At 51.3% G+C, this 25,978-nt stretch carries 26 protein-coding genes and 5 tRNA genes; 5 read left to right on the top strand and 26 right to left on the bottom strand.

Annotation, left to right across the window (positions count from 1 at the left end; genetic code table 11):
- Nucleotides 1-133 precede the first annotated feature (133 nt).
- Together ACLQ3M_RS05575 and glpK are read right to left on the bottom strand one after the other, a co-directional pair.
- Nucleotides 134-850, bottom strand: coding sequence for an MIP/aquaporin family protein (locus ACLQ3M_RS05575; RefSeq protein ID WP_411676706.1), 717 nt, complete (start codon nt 848-850; stop codon nt 134-136).
- A 46-nt stretch (nt 851-896) separates the two neighbouring features.
- Nucleotides 897-2,390 (bottom strand): glycerol kinase GlpK, encoded by a 1,494-nt coding sequence (gene glpK / locus ACLQ3M_RS05570; RefSeq protein ID WP_411676705.1) that lies wholly within the window; start codon nt 2,388-2,390, stop codon nt 897-899.
- Nucleotides 2,391-2,713: 323 nt separating this feature from the next.
- Between glpK and dhaL the strand changes: the two genes are divergently transcribed.
- The 5 genes from dhaL to ACLQ3M_RS05545 all read left to right on the top strand — a co-directional run bounded on the left by dhaL (nt 2,714) and on the right by ACLQ3M_RS05545 (nt 6,232).
- The gene (dhaL, locus tag ACLQ3M_RS05565; protein ID WP_411676704.1) at nt 2,714-3,352 is read left to right on the top strand and encodes a dihydroxyacetone kinase subunit DhaL; all 639 of its coding nucleotides are present in this window, start codon (nt 2,714-2,716) and stop codon (nt 3,350-3,352) included.
- 5 nt (nt 3,353-3,357) lie between these two features.
- Nucleotides 3,358-3,750: a dihydroxyacetone kinase phosphoryl donor subunit DhaM gene (dhaM, locus tag ACLQ3M_RS05560; protein WP_411676703.1), complete on the top strand. Its 393-nt coding sequence runs from the start codon at nt 3,358-3,360 to the stop codon at nt 3,748-3,750.
- Nucleotides 3,751-3,863: 113 nt separating this feature from the next.
- Complete coding sequence (gene dhaK, locus ACLQ3M_RS05555) at nt 3,864-4,859, top strand: dihydroxyacetone kinase subunit DhaK (RefSeq protein ID WP_411676701.1); 996 nt, start codon at nt 3,864-3,866, stop codon at nt 4,857-4,859.
- A 96-nt stretch (nt 4,860-4,955) separates the two neighbouring features.
- Nucleotides 4,956-5,594, top strand: a complete 639-nt coding sequence (locus ACLQ3M_RS05550) for a TetR/AcrR family transcriptional regulator C-terminal domain-containing protein (protein ID WP_411676700.1) — start codon at nt 4,956-4,958, stop codon at nt 5,592-5,594.
- Between the two features lie 101 nt (nt 5,595-5,695).
- Entirely contained in the window at nt 5,696-6,232 is a 537-nt protein-coding gene (locus ACLQ3M_RS05545) for a nitroreductase family protein (protein WP_411676699.1), read from the top strand.
- 76 nt (nt 6,233-6,308) lie between these two features.
- Here ACLQ3M_RS05545 and ACLQ3M_RS05540 read toward each other — a convergent pair whose 3' ends face one another.
- The 24 genes from ACLQ3M_RS05540 to ACLQ3M_RS05425 form a co-directional block, all read right to left on the bottom strand.
- Nucleotides 6,309-8,840, bottom strand: a complete 2,532-nt coding sequence (locus tag ACLQ3M_RS05540; RefSeq protein WP_411676698.1) for a beta-mannosidase — start codon at nt 8,838-8,840, stop codon at nt 6,309-6,311.
- A 49-nt stretch (nt 8,841-8,889) separates the two neighbouring features.
- Nucleotides 8,890-8,963, bottom strand: a tRNA-Cys gene (locus ACLQ3M_RS05535).
- 5 nt (nt 8,964-8,968) lie between these two features.
- Nucleotides 8,969-9,044 (bottom strand) — tRNA-Gly (locus ACLQ3M_RS05530).
- Between the two features lie 4 nt (nt 9,045-9,048).
- Nucleotides 9,049-9,124: transfer RNA gene (locus ACLQ3M_RS05525), tRNA-Phe, on the bottom strand.
- A gap of 5 nt (nt 9,125-9,129) precedes the next feature.
- Nucleotides 9,130-9,206, bottom strand: a tRNA-Asp gene (locus ACLQ3M_RS05520).
- An 8-nt stretch (nt 9,207-9,214) separates the two neighbouring features.
- A tRNA-Val gene (locus ACLQ3M_RS05515) sits at nt 9,215-9,291 on the bottom strand.
- A gap of 154 nt (nt 9,292-9,445) precedes the next feature.
- Nucleotides 9,446-10,183 carry a class I SAM-dependent DNA methyltransferase gene (locus ACLQ3M_RS05510; RefSeq protein ID WP_411676697.1) on the bottom strand — a complete coding sequence of 246 codons (738 nt, stop codon included), beginning with the start codon at nt 10,181-10,183 and terminating at the stop codon, nt 9,446-9,448.
- A 1-nt stretch (nt 10,184) separates the two neighbouring features.
- Nucleotides 10,185-10,487, bottom strand: a complete 303-nt coding sequence (locus tag ACLQ3M_RS05505) for a YerC/YecD family TrpR-related protein (RefSeq protein ID WP_411676696.1) — start codon at nt 10,485-10,487, stop codon at nt 10,185-10,187.
- A gap of 69 nt (nt 10,488-10,556) precedes the next feature.
- Nucleotides 10,557-11,153, bottom strand: a complete 597-nt coding sequence (gene yihA, locus ACLQ3M_RS05500) for a ribosome biogenesis GTP-binding protein YihA/YsxC (RefSeq protein WP_411676695.1) — start codon at nt 11,151-11,153, stop codon at nt 10,557-10,559.
- Between the two features lie 13 nt (nt 11,154-11,166).
- A complete protein-coding gene (gene lon, locus ACLQ3M_RS05495; protein WP_411676694.1) occupies nt 11,167-13,599 on the bottom strand; it encodes an endopeptidase La in 2,433 nt (810 codons plus the stop codon).
- Nucleotides 13,600-13,675: 76 nt separating this feature from the next.
- Nucleotides 13,676-14,992 carry an ATP-dependent Clp protease ATP-binding subunit ClpX gene (gene clpX, locus ACLQ3M_RS05490; protein ID WP_066644124.1) on the bottom strand — a complete coding sequence of 439 codons (1,317 nt, stop codon included), beginning with the start codon at nt 14,990-14,992 and terminating at the stop codon, nt 13,676-13,678.
- A 9-nt stretch (nt 14,993-15,001) separates the two neighbouring features.
- A complete protein-coding gene (gene clpP, locus ACLQ3M_RS05485; protein ID WP_411676693.1) occupies nt 15,002-15,601 on the bottom strand; it encodes an ATP-dependent Clp endopeptidase proteolytic subunit ClpP in 600 nt (199 codons plus the stop codon).
- Nucleotides 15,602-15,706: 105 nt separating this feature from the next.
- Nucleotides 15,707-16,999 (bottom strand): trigger factor, encoded by a 1,293-nt coding sequence (gene tig, locus ACLQ3M_RS05480; protein WP_411676692.1) that lies wholly within the window; start codon nt 16,997-16,999, stop codon nt 15,707-15,709.
- A 94-nt stretch (nt 17,000-17,093) separates the two neighbouring features.
- Entirely contained in the window at nt 17,094-17,783 is a 690-nt protein-coding gene (locus ACLQ3M_RS05475) for a metallophosphoesterase (protein ID WP_411676691.1), read from the bottom strand.
- 12 nt (nt 17,784-17,795) lie between these two features.
- Nucleotides 17,796-19,298 carry a threonine synthase gene (gene thrC, locus ACLQ3M_RS05470; protein WP_411676690.1) on the bottom strand — a complete coding sequence of 501 codons (1,503 nt, stop codon included), beginning with the start codon at nt 19,296-19,298 and terminating at the stop codon, nt 17,796-17,798.
- Between the two features lie 45 nt (nt 19,299-19,343).
- Nucleotides 19,344-19,715, bottom strand: coding sequence for a YraN family protein (locus ACLQ3M_RS05465; protein ID WP_411676689.1), 372 nt, complete (start codon nt 19,713-19,715; stop codon nt 19,344-19,346).
- Complete coding sequence (locus ACLQ3M_RS05460; RefSeq protein WP_411676688.1) at nt 19,708-20,325, bottom strand: ribonuclease HII; 618 nt, start codon at nt 20,323-20,325, stop codon at nt 19,708-19,710. The genes ACLQ3M_RS05465 and ACLQ3M_RS05460 overlap by 8 nt, the downstream gene beginning before the upstream one ends.
- On the bottom strand, nt 20,318-21,193 hold the full coding sequence (ylqF, locus tag ACLQ3M_RS05455; RefSeq protein ID WP_411676687.1) for a ribosome biogenesis GTPase YlqF: 876 nt from the start codon (nt 21,191-21,193) through the stop codon (nt 20,318-20,320). Before ylqF ends, ACLQ3M_RS05460 begins: the two co-directional genes overlap by 8 nt.
- A 12-nt stretch (nt 21,194-21,205) precedes the next feature.
- On the bottom strand, nt 21,206-21,790 hold the full coding sequence (lepB, locus tag ACLQ3M_RS05450; protein WP_411676686.1) for a signal peptidase I: 585 nt from the start codon (nt 21,788-21,790) through the stop codon (nt 21,206-21,208).
- A 36-nt stretch (nt 21,791-21,826) separates the two neighbouring features.
- Nucleotides 21,827-22,408 (bottom strand): signal peptidase I, encoded by a 582-nt coding sequence (lepB, locus tag ACLQ3M_RS05445; protein ID WP_411676685.1) that lies wholly within the window; start codon nt 22,406-22,408, stop codon nt 21,827-21,829.
- Between the two features lie 72 nt (nt 22,409-22,480).
- Complete coding sequence (rplS, locus tag ACLQ3M_RS05440) at nt 22,481-22,825, bottom strand: 50S ribosomal protein L19 (protein ID WP_411676684.1); 345 nt, start codon at nt 22,823-22,825, stop codon at nt 22,481-22,483.
- Nucleotides 22,826-22,998: 173 nt separating this feature from the next.
- A complete protein-coding gene (locus tag ACLQ3M_RS05435; RefSeq protein ID WP_411676683.1) occupies nt 22,999-23,967 on the bottom strand; it encodes a bifunctional 4-hydroxy-2-oxoglutarate aldolase/2-dehydro-3-deoxy-phosphogluconate aldolase in 969 nt (322 codons plus the stop codon).
- Nucleotides 23,968-23,991: 24 nt separating this feature from the next.
- On the bottom strand, nt 23,992-24,900 hold the full coding sequence (locus ACLQ3M_RS05430) for a PfkB family carbohydrate kinase (RefSeq protein ID WP_411676682.1): 909 nt from the start codon (nt 24,898-24,900) through the stop codon (nt 23,992-23,994).
- The gene (locus ACLQ3M_RS05425) at nt 24,897-25,940 is read right to left on the bottom strand and encodes a LacI family DNA-binding transcriptional regulator (RefSeq protein ID WP_411676681.1); all 1,044 of its coding nucleotides are present in this window, start codon (nt 25,938-25,940) and stop codon (nt 24,897-24,899) included. The genes ACLQ3M_RS05430 and ACLQ3M_RS05425 overlap by 4 nt, the downstream gene beginning before the upstream one ends.
- Between the last annotated feature and the right edge of the window lie 38 nt (nt 25,941-25,978).

Raw genomic sequence — 25,978 nt, 5'->3', positions numbered from 1 at the left:
ACCAACCTTTTTTTGTTTCGCTCTGATGCGAAATACTGTTTCATTTTCTAAAAAACCGCAAAAGAATGCAGGGGTAGACAGGACGATGTTTGCCCCTGCTTCTTTCACTGTTACCGGACGGAAGTAATACGAATTACCAGGGAATCACTTTAAACAGCAGGCACGCCAGCAGGCCGCCCACAATTGGCCCAAAAATCGGGACGATCAAACCGTAGCTCCAGTTGGAGCCGCCCTTATTCTTAATGGGCAGCACCGCATGCGCCAGACGCGGACCAAGGTCACGTGCAGGGTTGATCGCGTATCCGGTCAGGCCGCCGAGGGACATACCGATTGAAACGATGATTCCGAAAACCAGCAGATAATTCAGGCCGACGCCGCCCGCTCCCTTTACGTTGCCAATTCCCATAATGGTAAAGACAAGAAGGAAGGTTCCGACGAGTTCCGAAAGAAAGTTGCGGGGAAGGTTGCGGATAGCCGGGCCGGTCGAAAAACATCCCAAAATGGTGGCCTGGCTCTCGGTCTCGTCAAACTGGTCTTTAAACAGCGCATAGACAATCAGTCCGCCGCAGAAACCGCCCAAAATCTGAGACACGATATACCCCGGCACCATGCTCCAGGCAAAGCTGCCTGCCGCGGCAAGGGCAATGGTCAGCGCGGGATTAAAATGCGCGCCGGACGCCGCGCCGAACACGAACGCCGGAAGCATGACGGCAAGGCCCCATGCAATGGTGATCTGTACGGATCCGCCGCCCTTCATGCCTGATTTATTCAGGGTAACATTGGCAACGACGCCGTCGCCCAGAATGATAAGAATTGCTGTGCCGACAAATTCCCCAATATACGGTAACATTATCATACACCTCAATTTCAATCTATTATATTTTCGAATGAATCATTTAATCTTTTGCCCAGCCGAGAGAACATTTTACCGCCTTATGCCAACCTTTAACCAATTCGTCACGCTCACTGTCTTCCATAGCGGGTTCAAAGACTTTGGAGATGCGCCAGTTCTGAATCACTTCTTCTTTTCCAGACCAGTATTTTACTGCGAGTCCCGCCAGGTAGGAGGCTCCCATCGCTGTCGTTTCCACGCATACCGGGCGGCGTACCGGCGCGCCGATCATATCGGACTGGAACTGCATGAGGAAGTCGTTTGCGCAGGCTCCGCCGTCCACCTTGAGCGAATTCAGTTTGATTCCTGAATCCTGTTCCATTGCTTTCAGCACGTCCAGCGTCTGGTAGGCCAGCGATTCAAGCGTCGCACGGATCAGGTGGTACTTGTTAGCTCCTCTTGTCAGCCCGACAATCACGCCTCTGGCATATTGATCCCAGTAGGGCGCCCCAAGGCCTGTGAACGCCGGAACCACATAGACACCGTTTGTATCCTTAACCTTTTTCGCCATGTATTCCGAATCCGGAGAGCTGTCAATCAGCCGCAACTGGTCGCGAAGCCACTGAATGGACGCGCCCGCGACAAAGATGGAGCCTTCCAGCGCGTAATTGACTTTTCCGTCAAGCCCCCATGCAATGGTAGTGACCAGCCCGTTCTTGGAATAAACCGGCTTTTCCCCCGTGTTCATCAGCAGGAAGCAGCCTGTTCCATATGTATTTTTAGCTTCGCCGGCCAAGAAACAGGTTTGACCAAAAAGAGCTGCCTGCTGATCGCCCGCCGCGCCTGCAATCGGAATCGGGCCGCCGAAAATCGTGGGATCCGTTTCCCCGTAGACACAGCTCGACGGCATGACCGCCGGCAGCATGCAGGCCGGGATATTCAATTCCTTTAAGATTTCCTCGTCCCACTTCAATTCCTGTATATTAAACAGCATGGTACGCGACGCGTTTGAATAATCCGTTACATGTACTTTCCCTTTGGTCAGATTCCAGATCAGCCAGCTGTCCACCGTCCCGAACAGCAGTTCTCCCGCTTCCGCCCTTTCGCGGGCACCGGGCACGTTTTCCAGAATCCACCTTAACTTGGTTGCCGAAAAATAAGCGTCGATGACAAGGCCGGTTTTTTGGCGGAAGATGTCCGTCATGCCCTTTTCTTTCAGACTGTCGCAGTATTCGGACGTGCGCCTGCACTGCCATACAATGGCATGATAGACCGGTTCGCCTGTCTTTTTGTCCCAGACGATGGTTGTTTCACGCTGGTTTGTAATTCCGATGGCCGCAATGTCCTTCGCGCTTGCGTTGATTTTGTACATTGCCTCCTGGGCAACCCCGATCTGCGTGGACCAAATTTCCATTGCATCATGTTCCACCCACCCTGGTTTTGGAAAGTACTGCGTAAACTCCTTCTGAGCCACGCTGATCATCTCGCCCTTTTCGTTAAACAGAATGCAGCGAGAGCTGGTCGTTCCGGCATCCAATGCCATGATATACCGACCCATTTACAATTCCTCCCTTTCTATCCGCATAGAAGAATTCAATTTTATGCAAATTGCATAAAATATCTTGACATCATCCTAGCATTGAATCTCGCTTCTGTAAATACACAATATTCCGCGTTTGTCTATACGAATAAAGGAATTTGTCTAATTACTTCTCTGCCGATCTAGAGTATTATATGATTGTGGGATGGAAACAAGCATGAAAATTATTGATAATGCCGACAGAAAGCTCATCGTTAAGTAATGAAAAAGACTACTTCGTAATAAAATATACAGGGCTTAAAAATCAATCTATTTCGTATGTTTACCAGAAAGGACTGTTTATGATGAAAGGCTCATTAAAAGGCGCGATGGAAGAAATCGCAAGTGCCATCAAGGCCAATAAAGATTATCTGACGGATCTTGACCGCGAAATCGGCGACGCCGACCACGGAATCAACATGGCGAGAGGCTTTGACGCCGTCATGGCCAAGCTGAATTCCGCTGAACCGGCCGATTTGTCCTCCGGGCTCCGGCAGGTAGCTTTAACGTTGATTTCAACGGTAGGCGGCGCCTCCGGCCCGCTTTACGGGACGGCATTTCTGCGCGCCGGTAAGACAGTAGGGGAAGGCGACATGCTGAATCCCGATCTTGCGCTCTCCATGTTTCGTGCGGCTGTTAACGGAGTGGAAGAGCGCGGCAAGGCAGCGGAAGGTGATAAAACCATGGTGGACGCTCTGGAACCCGCTTATCGCGCCTTTGAGGATACCCTGAAAAACGGCGGAGATTTTCCGGAATGCCTGGAAGCCGCGCGCGACGCAGCGAAAAGGGGCGTTGAATACACCAAAACCATCCCGGCCAAAAAAGGACGTGCCAGCTACCTGGGGGAAAGAAGCATCGGCCACCAGGACCCCGGGGCCACATCGGTGTGGATTATCCTGAACGCCCTGCTTCAATACGCTCAAAAGAATCACAAGGAGTAATAAATATGGTAGGACTTGTTATTGTGTCACACAGCGAAAAGATCGCGGAGGGCGTGCGCGACCTTGCAAAGCAGATCGCAGGAGAGGCTGTCAGGATCGAAGCTGCCGGCGGCGTCGCGGACCACAAAATCGGCACGGACGCATTACGGATTGAGCACGCCATCCGGCTGGCGGATACGGGAGACGGTGCCGTTGTCCTCCTCGACCTTGGCAGCGCCGTTCTCAGTACGGAAACCGCGCTGGAATTTCTGGACGACGAGCAGCGCGGCCGCGTTTTGATTGCAGACGCACCTCTGGTAGAAGGAACCATGACCGCGGCCATATGCGCTTCAACCGGCGCTTCTCCAAAAGAAGTCGTCTCGGCCGCGAAAGAAGCCTGCAATGCCAATAAGCTATGATCATTTTACGTAAAAAATCAACGCGGCCAAGGCCGCTCCGGTGCGAGCAACCTGCATGTTAAAAGGATTTGCGGCTCTACGCCGCGGAATAAAAGAAAGCGAGGTTGAACTTTATGAAGAAGATTATCAATCATCCCGCGGATGTTGTGGATGAAATGCTGGACGGCATGGTGTGCGCCTATCCGCAGTACGTTCGTCGACTGGAAGGCCTGAACGTGCTCACGCGGACAAAAGCTCCGGCTGAGAAGGTTGCCCTCGTCAGCGGAGGCGGAAGCGGCCACGAACCCGCGCACGGCGGTTATGTCGGGCGCGGCATGCTGGATGCCGCCGTGGCCGGAGCCGTTTTTACCTCCCCCACACCGGATCAGATTTACGAAGCCGTCAAAGCGGTAAACGGCGGCAAGGGTGTTCTTCTGATTATCAAAAACTACACGGGAGATGTTCTGAACTTCGAGATGGCGGCTGAAATGGCCGACGCCGAAGGCATCCGTGTGGAAAAGGTCGTGGTCAATGACGACGTGGCGGTGGAAAACAGCACGTTCACCAGCGGACGCAGAGGGATCGCCGGAACGCTTTTCGTCCATAAGATTGCCGGAGCAAAAGCAGAATCCGGCGGTACACTGGACGAGGTAAAAGCCGTCGCTGAAAAGGTAATTGCCAATGTGCGTTCCATGGGCATGGCGATTTCTCCCTGCACGGTACCGGAAGCGGGCAAACCAAGTTTCGTGCTGAAAGAAAACGAAATGGAAATCGGCATGGGAATCCACGGGGAGCCAGGCATTCAGAGGGAACCCCTTCAAACAGCCGACCGGATTGCCGACCGCCTTCTTGAAAAAATATTCGACGACCTGCAGCTTTCCCCAGGGGATGAGACGGCGGTATTGATCAACGGCCTCGGCGCGACACCGCTGATGGAGCTGTTTATTGTGAACCGGAGGGTAGCCGAAGTTCTTGCCGAAAAAGGCATCAAAATTGTAAAAACTTACGTCGGAAACGGCATGACTTCCCTTGAAATGGGCGGATGTTCCATTTCCCTCCTGAAGCTGGATGACGAACTGAAACAACTTCTCGGCGCGCCGGCGGAAACTCCCGCCTTTGTACAGTTTTAATTTAATCGTCCATATCCGTCCCGTCCGCTGTACACGGCTGACGGGACGGCATTTCCTGTTATATCCCAAAAAGCAGTCGGCATCAGGAGGAATTTAATGGAACGTATGACTCACACCAAGCAACTGCTTGCAAGCTCCCTGAAAGACTTAATGAAAACCACACCGTTTCGAAAAATAACCGTTCAAAATGTTACCGACCACTGCGGATTGAATCGTCAGACCTTCTATTACCACTTTAAAGACATCTATCAACTGCTGGAATGGATTTATCAAAATGAAATTTTCAAGCAGGTGAACGGGGTCAATCGCTACAGCTGGAAAAACGCCCTGATCGACGTGCTGCGCTACTCCAGGCAGAACAAGGCCTTTCTGCGAAATATTAACCGTTCGCTGCGGAAAGAGACGGTGGAAAAATTTCTGTACCCCATCCTTTATCGCTGGATCGGCATGATCTATGAAGATGCGTGCTGCGGTCTCTCCGTAAATCCGGAGGAAAAGCAGTTTCTGCTCGATTTTTTCACGAACGCGTTTGTCAGCTACATCATTCGGTGGATTGGCAACGGAATGCAGGAAAGCGAAGAGGAGCTGCTAAAGAAAGCCGAATGGATCAAGGAAATGTTCCTCGGTATGGGGGTCATACATACCGCTCCCGAGCAGTTCACGGATTCCTCCGGCCTTCCCGTATTTGATCTTACGCGGCGGTATTCCGCGGCGATGCAGGCTGAAATCTATTAAACCTCTGAGCTATCTTTTCCATGCAGTTCGGGCAAAACAGGAAATCGCTTTTCAATGTTCGCCGGAAGTGGTACAATAGGGCCAATAAAGGAGGAAAGTTCATGGATGCGATTTCCTGTATAGAAGAACGACAAAGCGTGAGAAAATTCCTTTCGAAACCGATTGACAGGGACCTGATTACGAAACTGGTAGACTTGGCCGGCCAGATTCCGTCGTGGAAAAACGCGCAGCCTACAAGATATGCCGTCATTGACAGCAGAGAAATTCTGGACAGGCTCGCCGAAGAAGCGACGCCTGATTTCAATTCCAGGATTCTGCGCGGCGCACCTGCGGCAGTTGCTGTGACCGCCGTGAAAAAAAGAAGCGGGTTTGAGCGCGACGGTTCTCCTTCCACAAAATACGGAGACGGCTACACCTTTTTCGACTGCGGAGTTGCCTGCCAGACTTTTTGTCTGGCCGCAAAGGATCACGGGATTGGAACCGTCATTCTAGGCGTATTCGACATCGACAAAGCCTCTGCCATTCTGAACGTTCCGCCTGAGGAAGAGCTGATTGCCCTGATTGCTCTGGGCTATCCCGACGGTGAAACACCGAAAGTGAAAAAGAAGGACCATGAAAAACTGCTTCGCTGGCTGTAAGTCCGGCGTCGGCTGACAAAGCCCCGGTGGAGTCCGAAAGGATTCCGCCGGGGCTTTGTTTCACGCGCGGGAAATATTAAAACTTCTCATAAGTGTCATAGACGCTCCTGACCGACAGCTCTTCGGCAAGCCGCGCCGAATTCAGCGGAACGTCGAGTTCCGTTTTCTTCAAAGCGATGATCCGGTCGGTATGGGCGGAGAGATCAAAATAATTGTCGCTGAAAACCGCGTCGCAGTGCTTCAAATCGAGTTCCACAAATTTAGCGAACGCATCAGCCCGGAGGCGAATGAAAAATCGGCCTTCCTTCTCCGTGATGTCCGTTTTAATTGCGGGATTATGGAAATGAAAGTGTTTTGCTTTGCAGAACAGAACGGTTCCCCCGCTCACCCGCTTACCGCCAACACTAAACAAATACTCCAGATAAACATCGTACTTTTTCTCCTCCGTCGTAAATTGCCGTGAAAAGTCCAGGCTTGCGCATTGCTTTGAGGAAAGGGGTTCCGAACAAACAGTCATTTCACCGCTCTCAAGCACCGCTGAATCCGGCGTCATCAGCTTCCATTCCAAACAGCCTGTTACGGAAGTTTTCGATTCATTGGAAACATGAAGAGAAACCCGCGTCCCTTCCTCACAGGCGCTGGCAAGAACCGGAGCAAAACACCGTTTCACTGTGTAATGCAGTGCCTTCCACCGGCCGCATCCGTCGATGCCGGACCACGAGGCGACAGGCCAGCAGTCATTCAGCTGCCAGTAAATCACGCCCATGCACCTTCCGCGGCTGCGTCGCCAGTGTTCCACCCCATACCGAATTCCCTCCGCCTGAATTAACTGGGAAAGGTAAAGCAGCGAATCAAAGTTGCCGGGATACCTGAAATACTGAGAAATATAATAGAGTATTTTTTCATTGCCCGTTCCGCTTTTCTGATGCGATTCCATAACACGCGAAAAAATGTTCCACTCCTCCGAAGAAGCAAACGTTTTTACGGTTTTCAGGCTTGGGAAGGATTGGAGGCCGAATTCCGACATGAAGCGCGGAATAACCGACCGGTAATCCGTAAACGGCTTTTTCCCGTGCCAGACGTCCCAGTCATGCATATCTCCCCTGTTCTCATCATTAGGATTATGAAAATCACCGCCTGACGACGGCGAAGATGGCCAATACGGGGTATCGGGATCCAGCCGGGAGACAAATTCCGGCAGACTCTTTTCAAACTGCTCCTGATACTCCATCCGATACCGTTTCAGCGACGTCTCGTTTTTCCAGTTCTGAACCCACATCCATTCCATTTCGTTGTTGCCGCACCAAAGCGCAAGCGACGCATGTCCGCGAATCCGTTTGATATTGTCCTCCAGCTCATGTCTGACACTGTCCCGAAATTTTTCGTCAAAGTCATATACCCCGCACGCAAACATAAAATCCTGCCAGACCAGAAGCCCGTAACGGTCGCACAGCTCGTAAAAATAGTCGTCAGGATAGATTCCGCCGCCCCAGACGCGGATCATATTGAAATTGGCGCGAACGCAGCTCCGGATCAATTTCTCAGTTCGGGCTCTGTTCCTGCGGGAAAGAAGATTGTCCTCCGGAATATAGTCCGCTCCCATTGCAAAAATCCTTACGCCGTTGATTTCAAATGCGAATGATGTTCCCCACTGATCCCGCTCCCTGACCAGCTTCAGCGTCCTCAGCCCGAGCCGAAACTCTTTTTCGCCCAGCTTGCGTTTCTCCTCATACAGGAAAAGAGAAACCCTGTAAAGCGGTTGTTCGCCGTAGCCGTTGGGCCACCACAGGCGCGGTTCCTTCACCGAAAGGGGAATGGAATTGCTTTCGCCCAAGCTGACCGTCCGCTTTGCCAGAATACTCCCCTCGGGGGATGTCAGCACGGCTTTGACTTGGAAATCATCCCCGGCCCATTTTTCAAGGGATACGGAGATGTTCAGCGCCACGCTTGAACTTTGATGAACCTGAGAAACGGAATAATCCCTGATATACGCATGATCGCGGCCGATCAGCATAATATTCCGCCAAATTCCCATGTCCGGAATCATCGGGCCCCAGTCCCACCCGAACATATAATGCGCTTTGCGCAGATGCGAAATTCCGCCGCTGTAAGCCTCTTCCGAATTGCGAAGCGGCTGCTCCCGCTGCTTTTCCGCAACGAACCGGGTCGGGGAATGGAAAATAACGTCGATTATATTCTCCCCTAACCGGAGCATCTTCTTACAGTCAAACTCATAGGTTCTGTGCATATTGTCGGTGTTCGCCAAAAGGCAATCGTTGACAGAAAGCGTGCAAAGGGTATCCAGCCCCTCGCAGCAAAGCTGTACCCTGTCATGCCGAAGCAATTCTTCGTCGACAAGAAACGAGCGCCGATATTCAAAATCGCCGTCGAAAATGTTCAGCGTGTCAGATTCGTTGGTTCCGTAAAACGGATCTTTTATGAGACCCGCGTCCAGCAAATCGGAACAAACCGAGCCGGGAACCCGGGCGTTCCTCCATTCGGGCTGCCCCACCCTGCGCATCCTCCATGAACCGTTTAAATCCAGCACCATGTTACCACCACCGATTCCTTCATTCTGAATCCGGGAGAGAAAAAACATCAGAGTCATTGACAAAAAGCCTCAAAACCACTAAGGTTTTGAGGCTTTCAAATCATTTTGGAGGCGTCACCCGGATTCGGACCGGGGATGAGGGTTTTGCAGACCCTTGCCTTACCACTTGGCTATGACGCCAAAAATGGAGCGAACGACGAGGCTCGAACTCGCTACCTCCACCTTGGCAAGGTGGCGCTCTACCAGATGAGCTACGTTCGCATTTTGGTGCCTCCGGGCGGAATCGAACCACCGACACGGGGATTTTCAGTCCCCTGCTCTACCGACTGAGCTACAGAGGCAAATATGGCGACTCGGATCGGGATCGAACCGACGACCTCTAGCGTGACAGGCTAGCGTTCTAACCAGCTGAACTACCGAGCCATCTGAAATGGTGGGAACAATAGGACTCGAACCTATGACCCCCTGCTTGTAAGGCAGGTGCTCTAACCAGCTGAGCTATGCTCCCGACTGTTCGCACCGTTTCATCAGCGACGTGTTATATAATACAATATTTATCCGCAGTTGTCAACAGGAAAAACTACTTTTTTTCAAGTTTTTTACCATTTTATTCATTATGCTTCTAAGAAAAAATTCATCCGTGCCAATACTCTGCGCAGGACCTATTTTACTGCAGCGATAACCATTCGGTCCGTCTTATCCGACGGAGGCAAAAAGCTTTGATCCGCCCAGACGCCCGCAACATGAAGCCCCGCGCGTTCCAGGAGAGAACACAGCGTCTTGGAATCATAAGCACGCTCATAAAATCGTTCGGAAGAGCGCTCATAGGCGCTTCCGAACCGCTCGAAAAAATCCAGTGAAACGGCAACCCGGTTTGTCTTGGCCTCAAACGCGTTCTGCCACACGCAGAACAGGCTGCCTAAATCATACACAAACGTGTGGCTGCCGAGGATTTCCCGGTGCTTGTACACGGTATTCGCGTCAAAAACAAAGCATCCGCCCGGGTTCAGGCAAGCTGAGACCCGGCGAAACGTTTCAGAGACCTGCTGCTGCGTTTCCAAATGATTGACGGAATCGAGAGAGCTGACAACCGTATCCACCGGGCCGCAGAGCTCCAGTTCTTCCATTCTCTGATTTAACAGCAGCACGGAATATCCCGCCGCGGAAAGCTTTTGCTGCGCAAGCGTCAGCATGTCGGCGGAAGCATCCAGACCGACGACATCAACACCGCGCCGGGCCAGTTCCAAAGTCAGGCTGCCCGTACCGCAGGCAAGGTCAAGCGTAAGACCCGGCTGATGACCAAGGCGGCCGAAAATACTGAAAAGGTAATCGGCGCGTTCCCCGTAGGAAACTCCCGCAATCAACGAGTCATAATAACGCGCAAATGTCGCATATCCCATCTTATTTGGCTTTCTCGCTGTCTTCCAGCTTCTGAAAAACCATATTGTAACCGTCGCAGCCGTAATGAAGGGAACGGTTTACACGGCTTATCGTGGCCGTTGAGGCTCCCGTAGTCGCAACAATATCGCTGTAAACCTTTTTATTGCTCAGCATGTGCGCGACCCACAGCCGCTGCGACATCGCCTTGATTTCCGGAACCGTGCAAAGGTCTTCAAAAAACGCATAGCATTCTTCCGGCGTCTTCAATGTAAGAATTGCGCTGAATAAAAAATCGACGCTGTCGTCCTTCAACTTTGAGTTCAATTCAACCACTCTCCCAACTTTATCAGAATATCATTTCAGCGCATAAAAGTCAAACAGGATCGATCCTTATCATTGCTTATCCGCAATATCACAAGCCGACAAAATCCTTTCAAGAATCGCATCGACGCCCTCCCCGTTCACGGCGGAACAGGGTACCACCACGATTTCAGGACGGGCGGCAAACTCGCTGCGATACATCTCTTCCTGGGTTCTGCGTCCGGTTTTGTTGAGCTTGTCACACTTTGTGGCGGCTATCAGGCAGGGAATGCCGCTGTCGGTCAGAAAGCGGACCATTTGAAGATCGTCCTGCGTCGGTGCGTGCCGGAGATCCATCAGCTGCACAACCAGGCGGATATCCCTCGTCTGATGAAAATAGCCTTCCGCCAGTTCCGCCCACCGAAGCTTTTCGGATTTCGAAACCTTTGCGTAACCGTACCCCGGAAGGTCGGCAAACCGGCAGAATCCCAGATTGTAAAAATTAATCGTGGCTGTCTTGCCCGGAGCCGAGCTGGTCCTCGCCAGCGACTTTCGGGAAAGCAAGCGGTTAATCAAAGAAGATTTTCCCGCGTTCGACCTGCCGGAAAAAACAATTTCCGGCAGGGTTGAAGCTGGGAGCTGATCCGCGCGTCCGGCGGATAATTCAAAAAATGCTGTTTCAATACTCATATTTCAATTACCGTTACTGAGGAATCGAGGCCGCGCCGGTGGATGGGCGGTCCATGTTTTTCGGCGCCGAAAGCTGCATCGCATCCGGCGTTCCCGAAGCCTTCTGCGGGATCGGCATCTTCGTCAGCGCAATCTTCAAAACCTGATCGATTTTATCAACGGGCTCAAACTGAATGGAGTTTTTGACCACCGTATCGATCTCTTCCAGGTCGGATACATTCTCCGCCGGAATAATGACGGTTTTGATGCCGGACCGATAAGCCGCCATTGTTTTTTCTTTCAGGCCGCCGATCGGCAGAACGCGGCCCAGCAGCGTAATTTCGCCGGTCATGGCGACGTCGTGCCGAATGGGAATATTGCAGAGCGCGGAGGTAATCGCCGTGGCCATTGCCGTACCGGCAGACGGACCGTCCTTCGGAATCGCGCCTTCAGGCGCATGAATGTGAATATCGTATTTTGTGTAGAAATCATGGCTGATTCCAAGATTGCCGGCTCTGGTTCTGATGCAGCTGATCGCAGTACGCGCGGATTCCTTCATAACGTCGCCGAGCGAACCGGTCAGTTCCAGTTTGCCGGTCCCGTCCATAACGGCGACTTCAATCGGCAAAAGGGTTCCGCCGACGCTGGTCCATGCCAGGCCGTTAACCAGACCGACCATATCCTGCTTACTTGCGTTTTCCGGCTTAAACTTTTCGGGTCCGAGAAGCTCCTCGAGCTTTTTCGGGCTGATCGTGATTTTCTTTTTCGCGTCCTCAACAAAATATTTGGCGCATTTCCTGCACAGGGACGCAATGCGGCGTTCCAGAGTTCTGACGCCGGCTTCCCTTGTGTAGCCGTCGATCAGTTTGTGGACGGCCGTCGGGGCAATCTTCAGCTGCGAAGGACTGATTCCGTGCTTCTTCAGCTGTTTTGGAATCAGGTGCTTCACTGCAATATTATATTTTTCCAGATGCGTATAACTGCCCAGAGTAATGACGTCCATACGGTCGAAAAGAGGTTCCGGAATTGTGCTCGCGTCGTTCGCAGTCGTGATAAACAGCACGTTGCTCAAATCAAAGGGCATATCGATATAGTGATCGTAAAAAGCGTTGTTCTGTTCGGAGTCCAGAACCTCCAGCAGTGCGGAGGATGGATCGCCGCGGAAATTATTCCCCATTTTATCGATTTCGTCGAGCAGGATCAGCGGATTGTTGGTTTCGGCCTGTTTCAGTGCGTTGATAATCCGACCGGGCATGGAACCAATATAAGTGCGGCGGTGCCCCACAATGTCGGATTCGTCCCGGACGCCGCCGAGCGAAACACGAACATATTTGCGCCCGATCGCTTCCGCGATCGAATGGGCAATCGACGTCTTGCCGACGCCCGGAGGGCCTACAAGGCAGATAATTTGTCCCTTGATCTCCGGAGAAAGCTTTTTGACGGCCAGAATTTCAAGAATACGCTCTTTTACCTTTTCCAGACCGTAATGCTCACGGTCAAGAATTCTTCCGGCCTTTTTCAGGTCGATGTGTTCCTTACTCGAAACGTTCCACGGTAATTCCAGACAGGTTTCCAGATAGCTGACAATCACGCTTCCCTCGTGAGAGCCCTCCGGCATTTTAGAGAGACGGTCGCATTCTTTCATCAGCTTGTCGTGCTGTGCTTTTGGCAGACCGAGTTTTTCAATGCGGTCTCGTAGATCGTCCGCTTCCTGCTGAGGATTGTCATCTTCCCCAAGTTCATAGGAAATGGCTTTCATCTGCTCGCGCAGAAAATATTCCCTCTGATTGCGGTCGATTTGTTCTTTTGCCTTTTCACTGATCTGCGTTTCGATGGAAAGAACCTGCGTTTCCTTCTTCAGAATTGCGGCAAGCTTCTCCAGCCTGCGAACAGGGTGCAGTTCCTCCAGAATCGTTTGCTTTTCTTCAAAGTCAAACATGATATTGGATGCAATATAGTCCGCCAGTTCCCCGCAATCCTTCTTCTGAACCACGCCGATAACAATATCCGGCGGAATGTGGGTATAGTTCTGGATGAACTGTTCAAACAGGTTTTGCGTATAGCGAATCAGCGCCTCCGCCCTGCGGGTAGGACGGAACGGCAGCGTTTCAACTTTATTTAAATTGACCAGCAGGAAAGGACTCACCGATTCATAGGACGAAACGGAAGCCCTGTAAAGTCCTTCAGCAAACAGCCGCACCCCGTCGTCGCTGCGCCGAATGACCTGCTTGATTTTTGCCACGACCCCCATGGAATAGATATTTCCCTCGGCGGGGTCATTGTCCGCAAGATCTTTTTGTGTGACAAGGAAAATCAGTTGATTTTCCTCCATTGCCTTTTCGAGGGCCAAAATGGACTTGCGGCGGCCGACGTCAAACTGCAGCAGCATGCCCGGAAAAATAACGAGCCCTCTCAGTGCAAGAGCCGGAATCTGGCCGGCCCCGTGCTGTATGTCAGTTTCATTCATACTCATAAAAAGCTCCTTGAAAAAAAAGCTGTTGCAGGCGAATCGTTTACCGCACTGCAACAGGCAAATTGTTTGGTCAGGAAGCGGTGTCCTTTCTTCCCCTTTTACTTGGGGCCGTGATCTTGAGCGCGACCGGCTTTCGCTCCGGATTATAAGTGATTTCCGGCTTTGCTCCGTTTTCCACTGCATCCTTTGTAATGATTACTTTCTCAACCGTATAATCGGACGGAACATGATACATCAAATCCGTCAGCATATTTTCCAGAATGGAACGCAGGCCCCTTGCTCCCGTGCGCCGTTCAAGCGTTTTTTGAGCGATTGCATTGAGTGCTTCCGGTTGGAACTCAAGTTCAACCTTATCCAGTTGGAAAAGCTTTTTATACTGGTTGACAAGGCTGTTTTTCGGTTCCGTCAGAATCCGAACCAATGCGTTCTCATCCAGGCCGTCAAGCGCCGCAATGACAGGCAGCCTTCCGACAAGTTCCGGAATCAACCCGAATCTGACAAGATCGTGCGGAATCACGTCCTTCATCCAGGAGGTGGAGTCCAGTTCGGCTTTGCTGCGCACCTGCGCGCCGAATCCGATGGAGGATGAGGCCGAACGGCGCTCGATAATCTTGTTTAAGCCGTCGAACGCGCCGCCGCAGATAAAGAGAATATTCGTTGTATCAATCTGCAGAAACTCCTGCTGCGGATGTTTTCTTCCGCCCTGCGGTGGAACATTGGAGACCGTACCCTCCAATATTTTCAGCAGAGCCTGTTGCACACCCTCTCCGCTGACGTCCCTCGTAATAGATGGATTTTCTGATTTTCTGGCAATCTTGTCGATTTCATCAATATAGATAATTCCGCGTTCCGCTTTTTCGATATCAAAGTCCGCCGCCTGAATCAGGCGCAAAAGAATATTTTCAACATCTTCGCCCACATAGCCGGCTTCCGTCAGAGTCGTTGCGTCGGCAATGGCGAACGGAACATCCAGTATTTTGGCAAGTGTCTGGGCAAGCAATGTTTTTCCAACGCCCGTCGGCCCCAAAAGAAGGACATTGCTCTTCGTCAGCTCAATATCGTCTTTGTCGCGGCCGTAATAAATCCGTTTATAATGGTTATACACCGCGACCGAAAGGGCGATTTTGGCTTCTTCCTGCCCGATGACATATTCGTCGAGCTGTTTTTTAATCTCCTGCGGCTTCGGCAGCTCCGCGGCTGATTCGCTGTAACTTTCCTTCCTTGTGGAAAGGTTTTTTTCATCGTTCAGGATAGAAGTGCAAAGCTCGATGCATTCGTCACAGATGAAAACGCCGGGTCCCGCGATCAGGCGGCGCGCCTCGCTCTGCGGTTTTCCACAGAAGGAGCAGCAGATTTCTCTTCCCTTATTATCATCGTTATTCGGCATTCAATCACCCTATTTCGTCGAATCTTCGTGGCCCTGTATCACTTTGTCAATCAATCCGTAACGGACCGCATCATCCGCTGTCATAAAGTTGTCGCGTTCGGTGTCCCTCATAATGACCTCAAGCGGCTGCCCGGTGCGCTCGGAAAGAATTTCATTCAGCTTTTTCTTGATGTGCAGCATATGATCGGCCTGAATTTTAATATCCGTGGCCTGACCCTGCGCGCCGCCGCTCGGCTGATGAATCATAATATCACTGTTGGGCAGCGCGTACCGCTTCCCTTTCGCGCCCGCCGCCAAAAGGAACGCCCCCATGCTGGCAGCCAAGCCCATGCAGATGGTGGAAACATCGCACTTAATGTACTGCATGGTATCAAAAATCGCGAGACCCGCTGTAACGGAACCCCCGGGGCTGTTGATATAAAGGCTGATATCTTTAGTCGGATCCTGGCCCTCCAGATACAATAGCTGAGCGACCACCAGGCTGGAGGTCACATCATTCACTTCGTCCGTCAGCATTACGATTCTGTCGTTTAGAAGGCGAGAAAAAATATCATAGGAACGCTCGCCCCGATTAGTTTGCTCAATTACATAGGGTACTAAACTGCTCATTTCTAAAATCCCTCCAGTTGCCAGCAATATTAGAGCATTGGCGAAATCTTATTAATTATTCCGTCATCCGGCATCTTTTTATAAATGCAGGCCTTAATGTTACAATTATTCCTTTTCTTCGGCGACCACGGCACTGTCGCGAACCAGATCAAAAGCTTTTTCCACCGCGATATCCTGAATTAAATCTTCCTTACGAATCAGGGACTTTACTTTATCAGCATCCATCTTGTAATTTTCCGCCAGTTTGGTATATTCCTGCTCGACATCTTCATCGGACGGAACAATTCCTTCGAGTTCCGCGATTTTTTCGAGTGCAAGGCGCAGCTTTACCTGACGCTCCGCCTGCGGGCGGAACTGACCGCGGATTGCATCCTTATCCTGACCTGTATACTTCATGTAGGTATCGACATTGAGACCCTGCGACTGAAGACGATAGCTGAAATCGCGCAGATCGTCGTTAATCCTGTTTTCATACATTGCTTCCGGAATTTCCGCTTTCAGCTTGGAAACGACCTCGTCAATCAGTTTATTGTCAAGATCGTCAGTGACTTTTTCTTCCCTTGCCTTAGTCAGTTTTTCGCGGATATCCGCGCGGTAAGCATCCAGCGTATCGAACTCGCTGACATCCTTGACAAAATCGTCGTCGACCTGCGGGAGCTCCTTCATCTTGATTTCATGAAGCTTTATTTTGAAAACAGCTTCTTTTCCGGCGAGCTCCTTCGCACCGTAGTCTTCCGGGAATTTGACGTTAACTTCAAACTCGTCGCCGGATTTGTGCCCGATCACCTGATCCTCAAAACCGGGAATAAACTGGCCGGAGCCCAGCTGCAAGCTGTAATTTTCCGCTTTTCCGCCGGAAAATGCTTCGCCGTCGACATATCCGTCAAAATCGATCACCGCGGTGTCGCCGTTCTGGGCTTCCCTGTCTTCCACGGTTACCATTCTTGAATTGCGGTCGCGCACCTTTTCAATTTCCGCGTCCACATCCGCATCGGTCACTTCAGAAATCTTTTTTGTTGCGGGAATGCCTTTATATCCCTCGATCTCCACTTCCGGCTTCGTGGTGATGGTTGCCTTAAACACAAGGCCTTCCTTGTCGGCGGAAACCAGATCGAAATCAATTTTATCCTCAATCATTTCAAGCTTAGCTTCTTCAATCGCCTGTTCAAGCGCGCCCGGATACACGGAGTTGATTGCTTCATCGTAAAACACATTTTCTCCGTAGTACTTTTCGATAAACTTACGGGGCGCTTTTCCCTTGCGGAAACCAGGAATCGTGATTTTTTTGCTTTCTTTATGATAAGCCGCAGCTACGGCTTTTTCAAATTCTTCAGCATCCACAAGAACCTCCAGCTGGTAGCGGTTCTTTTCCACCTGAGTGGTCGATTTTAAACTCATTTTTCATTTCCTCCTGCAAATCTGCGATTGTCTAAGCTATTATATCACATGGAATCTAAAGTTTCTACCTTTCGCTGAAATGTTTTTAATTTATTCATTTTACTAAAATTGGCGAAAATCCAAGGTAATCACAGGAAATCAGATGCATGCGGATGCCCCTGTACTCCCCATCCGGCGCCCGTTTTGCCGCAAGGCTGCCGTGAATATGGCCGAAATAGCAATCGCTGATTTTATGACTTGCCAAAACGTCCAAAATCTCCGTGCACTCCATTCCGTCGTAAACGGGCGGATAATGCAGAAACACAACCGGTTTCAAGCCCAGCCTTTCCGCATCGTCCAAGGAAGCATTCAGCCGGCCGACTTCACGGCTGACTATTTTTTTGTCCTGCTGACTTTCGGCATTGTAAAGCCAGCCGCGGGTGCCGCAGACGGCTCTGTCCCCCGCTGGCGCGGCGCAGTTGTGGATTAGCCCGAGATCCGTAAACCCGTTTTCCTCAAAAAAATTCTCTATTTTTTGTCTGGTGGACCACCAGTAATCATGGTTCCCTTTCAGGATCAGTTTTTTCCCCGGCAGCTCATGGATAAAGCGGAAATCCCGCTGCGAATCCTCCAGCTTCATGGCCCAGGAAATATCCCCGGCAATGACGACGGTGTCTTCCCCGCCGACGACGCTGCGCCAGTTTTTTTGAAGACGCTCGGTATAGTTTTTCCAGCCCTCAAACACATCCATCGGCTTGTCGGCGCCAAGGGAGAGATGAAGATCGGCTATCGCATACAATGACATAACGGCACGCTCTCAGACGGATTTAGAATCCAATATTTTCAGCACCGCCGCGCCCATCTCCTCTTTTTTGCAGGAGGAAGAAAAGCGCACCGTCTTCAATTCCAGCGCGGCAATCGGCGCGGGAACCCGGGTGGCGGTCAGTTGTGAAAGGCGGCTCACCGCCTGAAATTCATCGCCGGTCGGAGCATGGCCTTCCAGCGCTCGCAAAACCTCCGGCGCAAATTTGTACGGGCTTGCGGTGGAAACAATCACGGTAGGAGTTTTGTTGTCGTCCGTATCCCGGAGATACTTTTCATAGACGCGGGCTGCAACACCCGTGTGAGGGTCGCAAAGATAATTTTGGTTTGCAAACAGAGATTTTATTTCTTCCCTGGTTTCGTCGTCGCTGCAGAATCCGGCGTAAAACAGCTCTCTGATTTTTGACAGAACCGCTTCGTCCACCTGATATTCACCGGTTTCGTTCAGCCGGCGCATCCAGTCGGCAACCTTTTCGTCATTTTGGTCCGTCAGATCGTATAAAAGACGCTCCAGATTGCTGGAAACAAGAATATCCATCGACGGAGAAATCGTCGTGTAGAATTCGCGGTTTCTGTTGTATTTGCCCGTGGTCAGGAATTCCGTAAGCACGTTATTGGCGTTGGAAGCGCATATCAGTTTATGAATCGGCAGGCCCATTTTTTTTGCGTAATAAGCGGCGAGAATATCGCCGAAATTTCCTGTGGGAACAACAAAGTTGACCGGGACCCCCCGCTGAACCGAGTGCCCGGCGCACAGGTCGCAGTAAGCGGAAAAATAGTACACGATCTGCGGCAGAAGCCGGCCCCAGTTGATGGAATTCGCGCTCGAAAACATCACGCCTCTTTCCGTAAGGAGTTCCCGCGTCTGCGCATCGCCGAAAATCCGTTTGACCCCGGTCTGCGTATCGTCAAAGTTCCCCTCCACCGCGCAGACGAAAACATTTCCTCCGCTCTGCGTGCGCATCTGCCTTTCCTGCATCGGGCTGACGCCGTCCTTCGGATAAAAAACAAGGATGCGCGTCCCTTCCACATCCTGAAATCCTTCCAGCGCCGCCTTTCCGGTATCGCCAGAGGTTGCGACAAGAATCAGCGCATCCCGATCCGACCTGATTTTTTTCAAAGAACGGGTCAGCAGAAGAGGAAGAATTTGAAGCGCCATATCCTTAAACGCACAGGTTGGGCCGTGCCACAACTCCAAAAACGAAACATTTCGGTCCATCTGAAAGACGGGCGCCGGTCCTTCCGGAAAGCGGTTCGGACGATATGCAAGCTCCACGCATTCCCTCACTTCTTCAACGGTAAAATCAGTCAGATAGCGGGAAAGAATGCGCGCGGCGCGCTGCCGATAGCTCTCATTTTCCATCAAAGCCAGTTCTTCTTTGTCGACAGCCGGAAACTGTTCCGGGACAAAAAGGCCGCCGTCCCCGCAGAGTCCCTGAGAAATCGCCTGCGCGGAGGTCACTTTGCCTGTACGGCTTCTGGTTGACTGATAGTTCAATTTCTGTTCCCCCTTGCCAAAATGTAGGTTCCGGTTTTGCAGTTATCAATAAAAGGACGAAAAACCGAATGCGTCTTTGATATGATTCAGGGAGACCACGGAACGGCCGTTGCCCGAAGTCACAATCCCAATTACGTCAAAACGCGGCTGCAGCCGGGTTTTGTTTTTCTGAAGATACAAAAGGGCTGTCTTCGCGATTTTTCTCTGTTTGCCCGACGTGACGGCATATTCGGGGTCAACCAGAGAAAATGCCTTTCTTGTTTTGACTTCGGCAAATATAATATACTGACCGTTTTCCGCGATTATGTCGATCTCACCGAACCGGCTATGATAATTCCGCTCCAAAATCCGATACCCGTTTTCGGTCAGATAATCGGCCGCAGCCTCTTCCCCGAATGGCCCCGACGAATTATTCATTGCCGGACCCGACCAAAATCTTTTTCAAAAAGGTCCTGCGATGTACCGGGCAAGGCCCTTTTTCCCGGAGCCTGTCCATATGCAGCGCGGTTCCGTAACCCTTGTGCTTTGCGAATCCATAGTCCGGATAAATTTCGTCAATCCGGCACATCACCCGGTCACGGCTGACCTTGGCAAGAATGGAAGCCGCCGCAATACTGGCGGAAAGAGAATCGCCCTTTACAATTAATCTTGTCTCAACGCCGAGGTCAGGCATTCGGTTGCCGTCGACCAGAGCGCAGTCCGGGCAAAGATTCAGCTGATCGAACGCCCGCCGCATGGCGAGGAAGGTCGCCTGAAGGATATTGATTTCGTCGATCTCGCCTTCGGTTGCGAATCCGATGCCGTATGCCTGCGCCGTTTCGCAAATGACATCATAAAGCTCTTCCCGCTTGTTGGGACTTAGCTTTTTAGAATCGTTGAGACCTTCAATCCGAACCTGCGGCGGGAGGATGACCACCGCGGCAAACACGGGCCCGGCCAGCGGTCCGCGCCCCGCCTCGTCGATCCCGCACACAAGCGGAAAGCCGTCGCGCCGCGCTTCTTCTTCGTAGAAATGCCAGTCAGTCATGCCCTTCACCGGCCTTTTCCAGTGTGATCCTTCCGATTTTACCCGCCCGAAATTCATCCAGAAGCATGATGGCGGCACGTTCCGTATCGATTGCTCCGCCGCCCGCGAGCATTCCGCGTTTTCTGCCGATCAGCTCCAGCAGTTCATAAGCGCCAAGGCCGGATATGTCGTTTTCCAGCCGGTATCGCTTTACCAGAAGCCCCGCATAGCCGGCAGCCAGAACCTCCAGCAGCCGGCAGGCCAGAGTTTCAATATCGATGACGTCATCCTTGATCGCACCGGTAAACGCCAAGCGTTCCCCTACGGCGGGGTCCTCAAATTTCGGCCACAGAATGCCGGGAGTGTCAAGGACCTCCATCTCTTTTCCCACCGGAAACCACTGGCTGCTGCGGGTGACACCGGGCCTGTCTTCCACCGATGCACGGCTGTTGCCGGAAAGACGGTTAATCAGCGAGCTTTTCCCCGCGTTCGGGATTCCGGCGACAAGGATTCTGACTCTGCGCCCCGCCATCCCTTTTTCCCGCCAGGCCTCCAGTTTTTCCGCAAGGATACGTTTGGCCAGCGGCAAAAACCCGTTCAGGCCGTTTCCCGAACGGCAGTCCACAGCAATCGCCCCCATGCCGTGCTCCTGAAAAAACGCAATCCATTCTTTGGTAAGGACGGGGTCCGCAAGATCGGATTTGTTCAGAAGCATGATGCGAGGTTTTCCGCCCGCCAGCTGATTCAGCTCCGGGTTCCGGCTGCTGTAGGGAATCCGGGCGTCGATTACCTCCGCCACAGCGTCAACCAGCTTGATATTTTTTTCCATGAGCCGACGGGTTTTGGCCATATGGCCTGGAAACCACTGGATCGGCCGGCCTTCCTGCATGGATTTACCCCCTTAAGAATTTACTTTTCCAAAGCGGTCAAACGGATAAAGAACCCATTCCGCCTTGCCCAGTATAAACCGCTGGTCCACCATTCCCACGTCGCGGCTACGGCTGTCGTTGGAAACCAGACGATTGTCGCCAAGCACAAAGACACATCCTTTCGGTACAGTCAGCGGGAACTGATAGTCCGAAGGCTGTTTGGTGATGCCGTTTTGAATATACCGGGATTCGTCCAACCGTTTTCCGTCGACAATGACGGTGCCGGACTGAAAATCAATATTAACCGTTTGGTTTTCAAGCGCAATCACGCGCTTGATAATCGGTTCCGAAAGCCCCTGTGTATGGGTAATTACGACTACGTCGTCCTGCCGTGGTTTGTAAAACCCGCTGAAGAGAAGGATTCTGTCGCCGGAGTGCAGATTGGGCAGCATGGAAGGCCCGCTGACGCTGACGACCCTCACCGAAAAGGAGAACAGAAGCACAACAATAATCAGGGAGGTAATCAGCGCCTCGATCCATTCGTAACAGTTAACGGCGAAGCCGTTCGTTTTGGACGGCTTTTTCCCTTTTTCTGCTTCCGGATCCGCTTTTTCCAACGGGAATTCAACTCCTTACCCACTTACATAACGTTTTTATTTTACAATAGAATGGAACGGATTCAACAGGAAAATCACCTTGCCGATCACATACCGGCAGTCGATCATTCCCACTTCCTGAAACCGGCTGTCTTCGGAGATGGTGCGGTTGTCCCCCAGAACAAAAATATGGCCTGCCGGAACTTTCTGCGGAAATTTAACGTCATACTGGTCTTTTGTAATTCCGTTTTTAATATACGCGGACTCGTCGATTTCTTTTCCGTCGACCGATACGATGCCGGTCGTAAAATCGATATTCACCGTCTGTCCTCCGGTCGCGATCACGCGCTTGATGATGCGTTCCTTCAGTCCGGTTCCGTTCGCATCGATTACCACGACGTCCCCCTGAGAAAGATTCCTGCTCAGGCAGGATACCAGGACCCGGTTTCCATTGTAAAAATTGGGCTTCATGGAGTCCCCGTCAACGACGATATTGACGCGGAGCAGCGACACAAACAAAATCATGATGACGGAAAGCGAGATAATCAGGGCTTCAATCCACTCATAGCAATTCTCCGCAACCCAGTTTTCAACAGCACCGGTTTCCTGCGGGGAATTGGCATCCGACACATCCTTCATTCTATTTCCTCCGATCAAAAGAACAAAAAAGGGACACCGAAATGTCCCTTCCCATGCGCTGTATAAATTCTCTTACTGGATTTTGCTCTTGACCTTTGCGGCCTTGCCGACCCTGCCGCGCAGATAATACAGCTTTGCCCTGCGGACATTACCCCTGCGGATTACTTTGACTTCCTTTACGTTCGGAGAATGCAACGGGAAAACTCTTTCCACGCCAACGCCGTAAGAAACACGGCGAACAGTAAAGGTTTCGCCGACGCCAGAGCCTTTGCGGGCAATAACGGTTCCCTCAAAAGCCTGAATTCTTTCGCGTTCGCCTTCACGGATGTTAACGTCGATCCGAACGGTATCACCGATTTCAAAAGCGGGCAGTTCCGCTTTCATCGAATTTTGTGCAATTGTCTTTAATGCGTCCATGATGAATCCTCCTAAATTTCAGACATTCATGCCGTCGGCAGAGGACTGTCCGTTTCAATGCCGTAAGATTTTCAGGCGTTGAATCCCATCGGATTTCTCCGACGGATCTCAAATGCTTCTCTATCATATCACATTCCGGCGAACCGCGCAACATTTTTCTGACAGGCAGGCTTCTATTTTTCGTGCTGCAGAAGGTGAAGCGCAAAACCGCCGAAATCAGGCTCCAGATATACCGCTTTTACCCGTCCGTTTTCGTCGCGGGTCAGCGTTTCTTCGTGAAACCGGATACCGGAAGTCTTTAGAAAAGCGTATGCGCGTTCCGCATCGCGGGTACCGATTGCAACGTGCCCGCCTTGATTGTAAAACGGCGCTTTCATCAGTTCGAACAGGCTGCCGGAAAAATAACTTTTTTCATATTCCGTCATATTCTGAAACAGCGCGGCCGACAGGGCTTCCCCGAGCTCCTTTGCCTCGCCGGAGGAGGCGCAGTTGATTCCCACATGCGCGATATGAAAGTCAAGATGTTCCAGGATCGTCTCGCGGACGCTCTGTTCAATCCGGTCAAATCTGCGGTTTTCTATATCGTCGTAGCTAAGCATAAAATCCCCGCCGGCAGCCGCAACCTTCGAAAAAGAAAGGTACTCGTTCATTTCTTTTCTGGTCAGATCGCCGGTTGGGACAAATTTGACCTGCGGATACGGGCCTGAGAAAAGCTGCATGGTTTTGAGTCCGCCCATCTGGATGGCGGGGAAGAATTTGAGAACCGTCAGTCCCATGGAAACGGCCCGATGAACCTCCGACGGCGTAATGCAGCCCGGCACCACCGGCAGATTCTCTTTTTGGCAATACCGGATCACTTCTTTGCTGAAATCCGGGGATACAATGAATTTTGCTCCGCACTCCTTCGCTTTTTCTGCCTGTTCCACCGTCAGCACCGTACCGGCCCCGATACAGAAATCCGGCATCGCGGCCGCGATTTTCCGAATACACGCGGCGGCGGCTTCCGTGCGGAACATTACCTCCATCAGCGGCAGGCCGCCTTTCTGAAGCGCTTTCGCAAGCGGCAGCGCGTCTTCCTCCCTTTTGAGATTCAGGACAGGGATCATCCCGTAGCTTTCAATTAAATCCAGTACCGAATTCATAAAATCACAACCCCTTCTTTTAGATTAGGACTTCGTCTTCTCCAATTCTCTTAAAAAAGCTTCGACCTCTTTTCCCGAAGGAATGGAAACGGCCGCGCCGCGCCGGCTGACCGCCAGAGAGGACGCGGCGGAAGCGATGCGAAGCGCATGAGCCGCGTCGTTGTTTTTCAAAATATCGGCTAAATAAAAGCCGGTAAAGGTGTCGCCCGCCGCCGTGGTGTCTTCGATCGGCATATCGTAAATGCCATGACTTAATCTTCTGTTTTTGTCGGCGTAGACAACGCCCTGTTTTCCAAGCGTAAGTACTATTTTTACCTCAGGATATTTTTTCAGCAGAAGGTCCGGAATTTCATCCAGCTGTTTTGCCCCGCTGATTTGCAGTCCTTCGATTTCATTTAGTAAGAGCGTATCGACCGCCTCCATGGGGCACTCGAAAAGCTGCCGGCTGATGGGGGACGGATTCAGAAAAATTCTCATCCCACGTTCCGACGCCTGTTTCATTAAAAACGGAAGCTCTGAAATTTCATTTTGAAGGAGAAGTACATCTCCGTTTTCAAATCCGGAAAGAACCTTACAGATAAAATCACGGGTGATTTCCTGGTTAGCTCCGCCGTAAAGAACAATGCAGTTCTGACCGTCGCGGTCAACCTGAATCATCGCACTGCCGGTAAACTCATGCCCGGTGTCGAGCAGCGACCAATCCGCGCCGCATTCATCCAATGTCTTCTGAAAAACAGGTAGGTCTTTTAAAGCCAGTGCACCGGCGAAAAAAACAGCCGCTCCGGCTCTTGCCGCAGCGACAGCCTGATTAAACCCTTTTCCGCCGGTAGAAAGCGTCATCCGATTGGAGAGAATGGTCTGCCCCGGCAATACAATAGAATCCACTTGAAATACATAGTCAAGATTTAATGAACCAAAATCCAGAATTTTCATAACTTCACATCCGACTGTTCTGTCGATTTTCCCACATGAGGGCCGGTGGAATCTCGAACCACCAGTTCCGCATCCACCAAAATCTTCAATATGGTCTGATCTCCTTCAAATATTTTGTCCATCAGGCGTGACACCGCCATTTTGCCCATGGTCTTCTTATGAATTTTCAGCGTTGTCAGGAGCGGTTCCGAAATGCTGGCAAGCATCAGATCATCCATTCCAATGACGGAAATATCATCCGGAACCCGTTTGCCCGCCTGCCGGAACGCCCTGAGCGCGCCAACCGCCAGAATGTCGTTATCGGCAAAAAAAGCTGTTGGAAAATCCCTTCTGTCTTCCGCGTATTTCAGCAGCATTTCATAGGAAGTATCCAGATCCGGCTGAACATAATACGTATCCGCGGAATTGACCGGAAGATTTTCTTCCTGCATGGCGCGCAGGAAGCCCACTTCGCGGGCATGAAAATTGTCCGTAACGTATTCGCTCCGGATATGCCCAATTCGGGTGTGCCCGAGAGATTTCAAGTAGGAAACCGCCGAGAACACCGCATTTTCGTTATTCATGACAACCGCGTCAAAGCTCTGGTTTCTCATTTCATTGTCAACCACCACAACAGGGGCCGTCAATTTTTTAAGAAAATCGAAATCCTCTGCGCGGTATTCCGTGCCAAGAAAGATAATCCCGTCATCCTGTTCCGCGTTGATTTCTTCAAACATCTGTTCCAGATTGTCGGAAGTCACATTGGTTATTTTTAAATTAATGCCAGCGGAACGCGCTCCATCCTCAATTCCGTCAATCACGCGGGTGATAAATTCGCCGTTATGTTCAACCAGAAGACCTTTGTCCTTGTATTTGATAAACCGAATATTTTTCCGGTCCGTGCGGTTGTATGACCTTTTCTGATGGTATCCGGATTCCTCCAGGAACGCCCTTACTCTCTGTCTCGTTTCAACGCTGACACCGTCTTTGTCATTCAGTACCAGGGAAACCGTGGCGGGAGATACGCCCGCCAGTTCCGCTATTTCTCGAATTGTCATCATGAGCAGCCCCTTCGGTATTCGTTTCTATTCACCGTTCT

Source organism: Caproicibacter sp., from assembly GCF_046707225.1.
Classification (GTDB): Bacteria; Bacillota; Clostridia; order Oscillospirales; family Acutalibacteraceae; genus Caproicibacter.
Note: the sequence above shows the minus strand (reverse complement) of the source record. Positions and strands in the feature narration are given on the sequence as shown.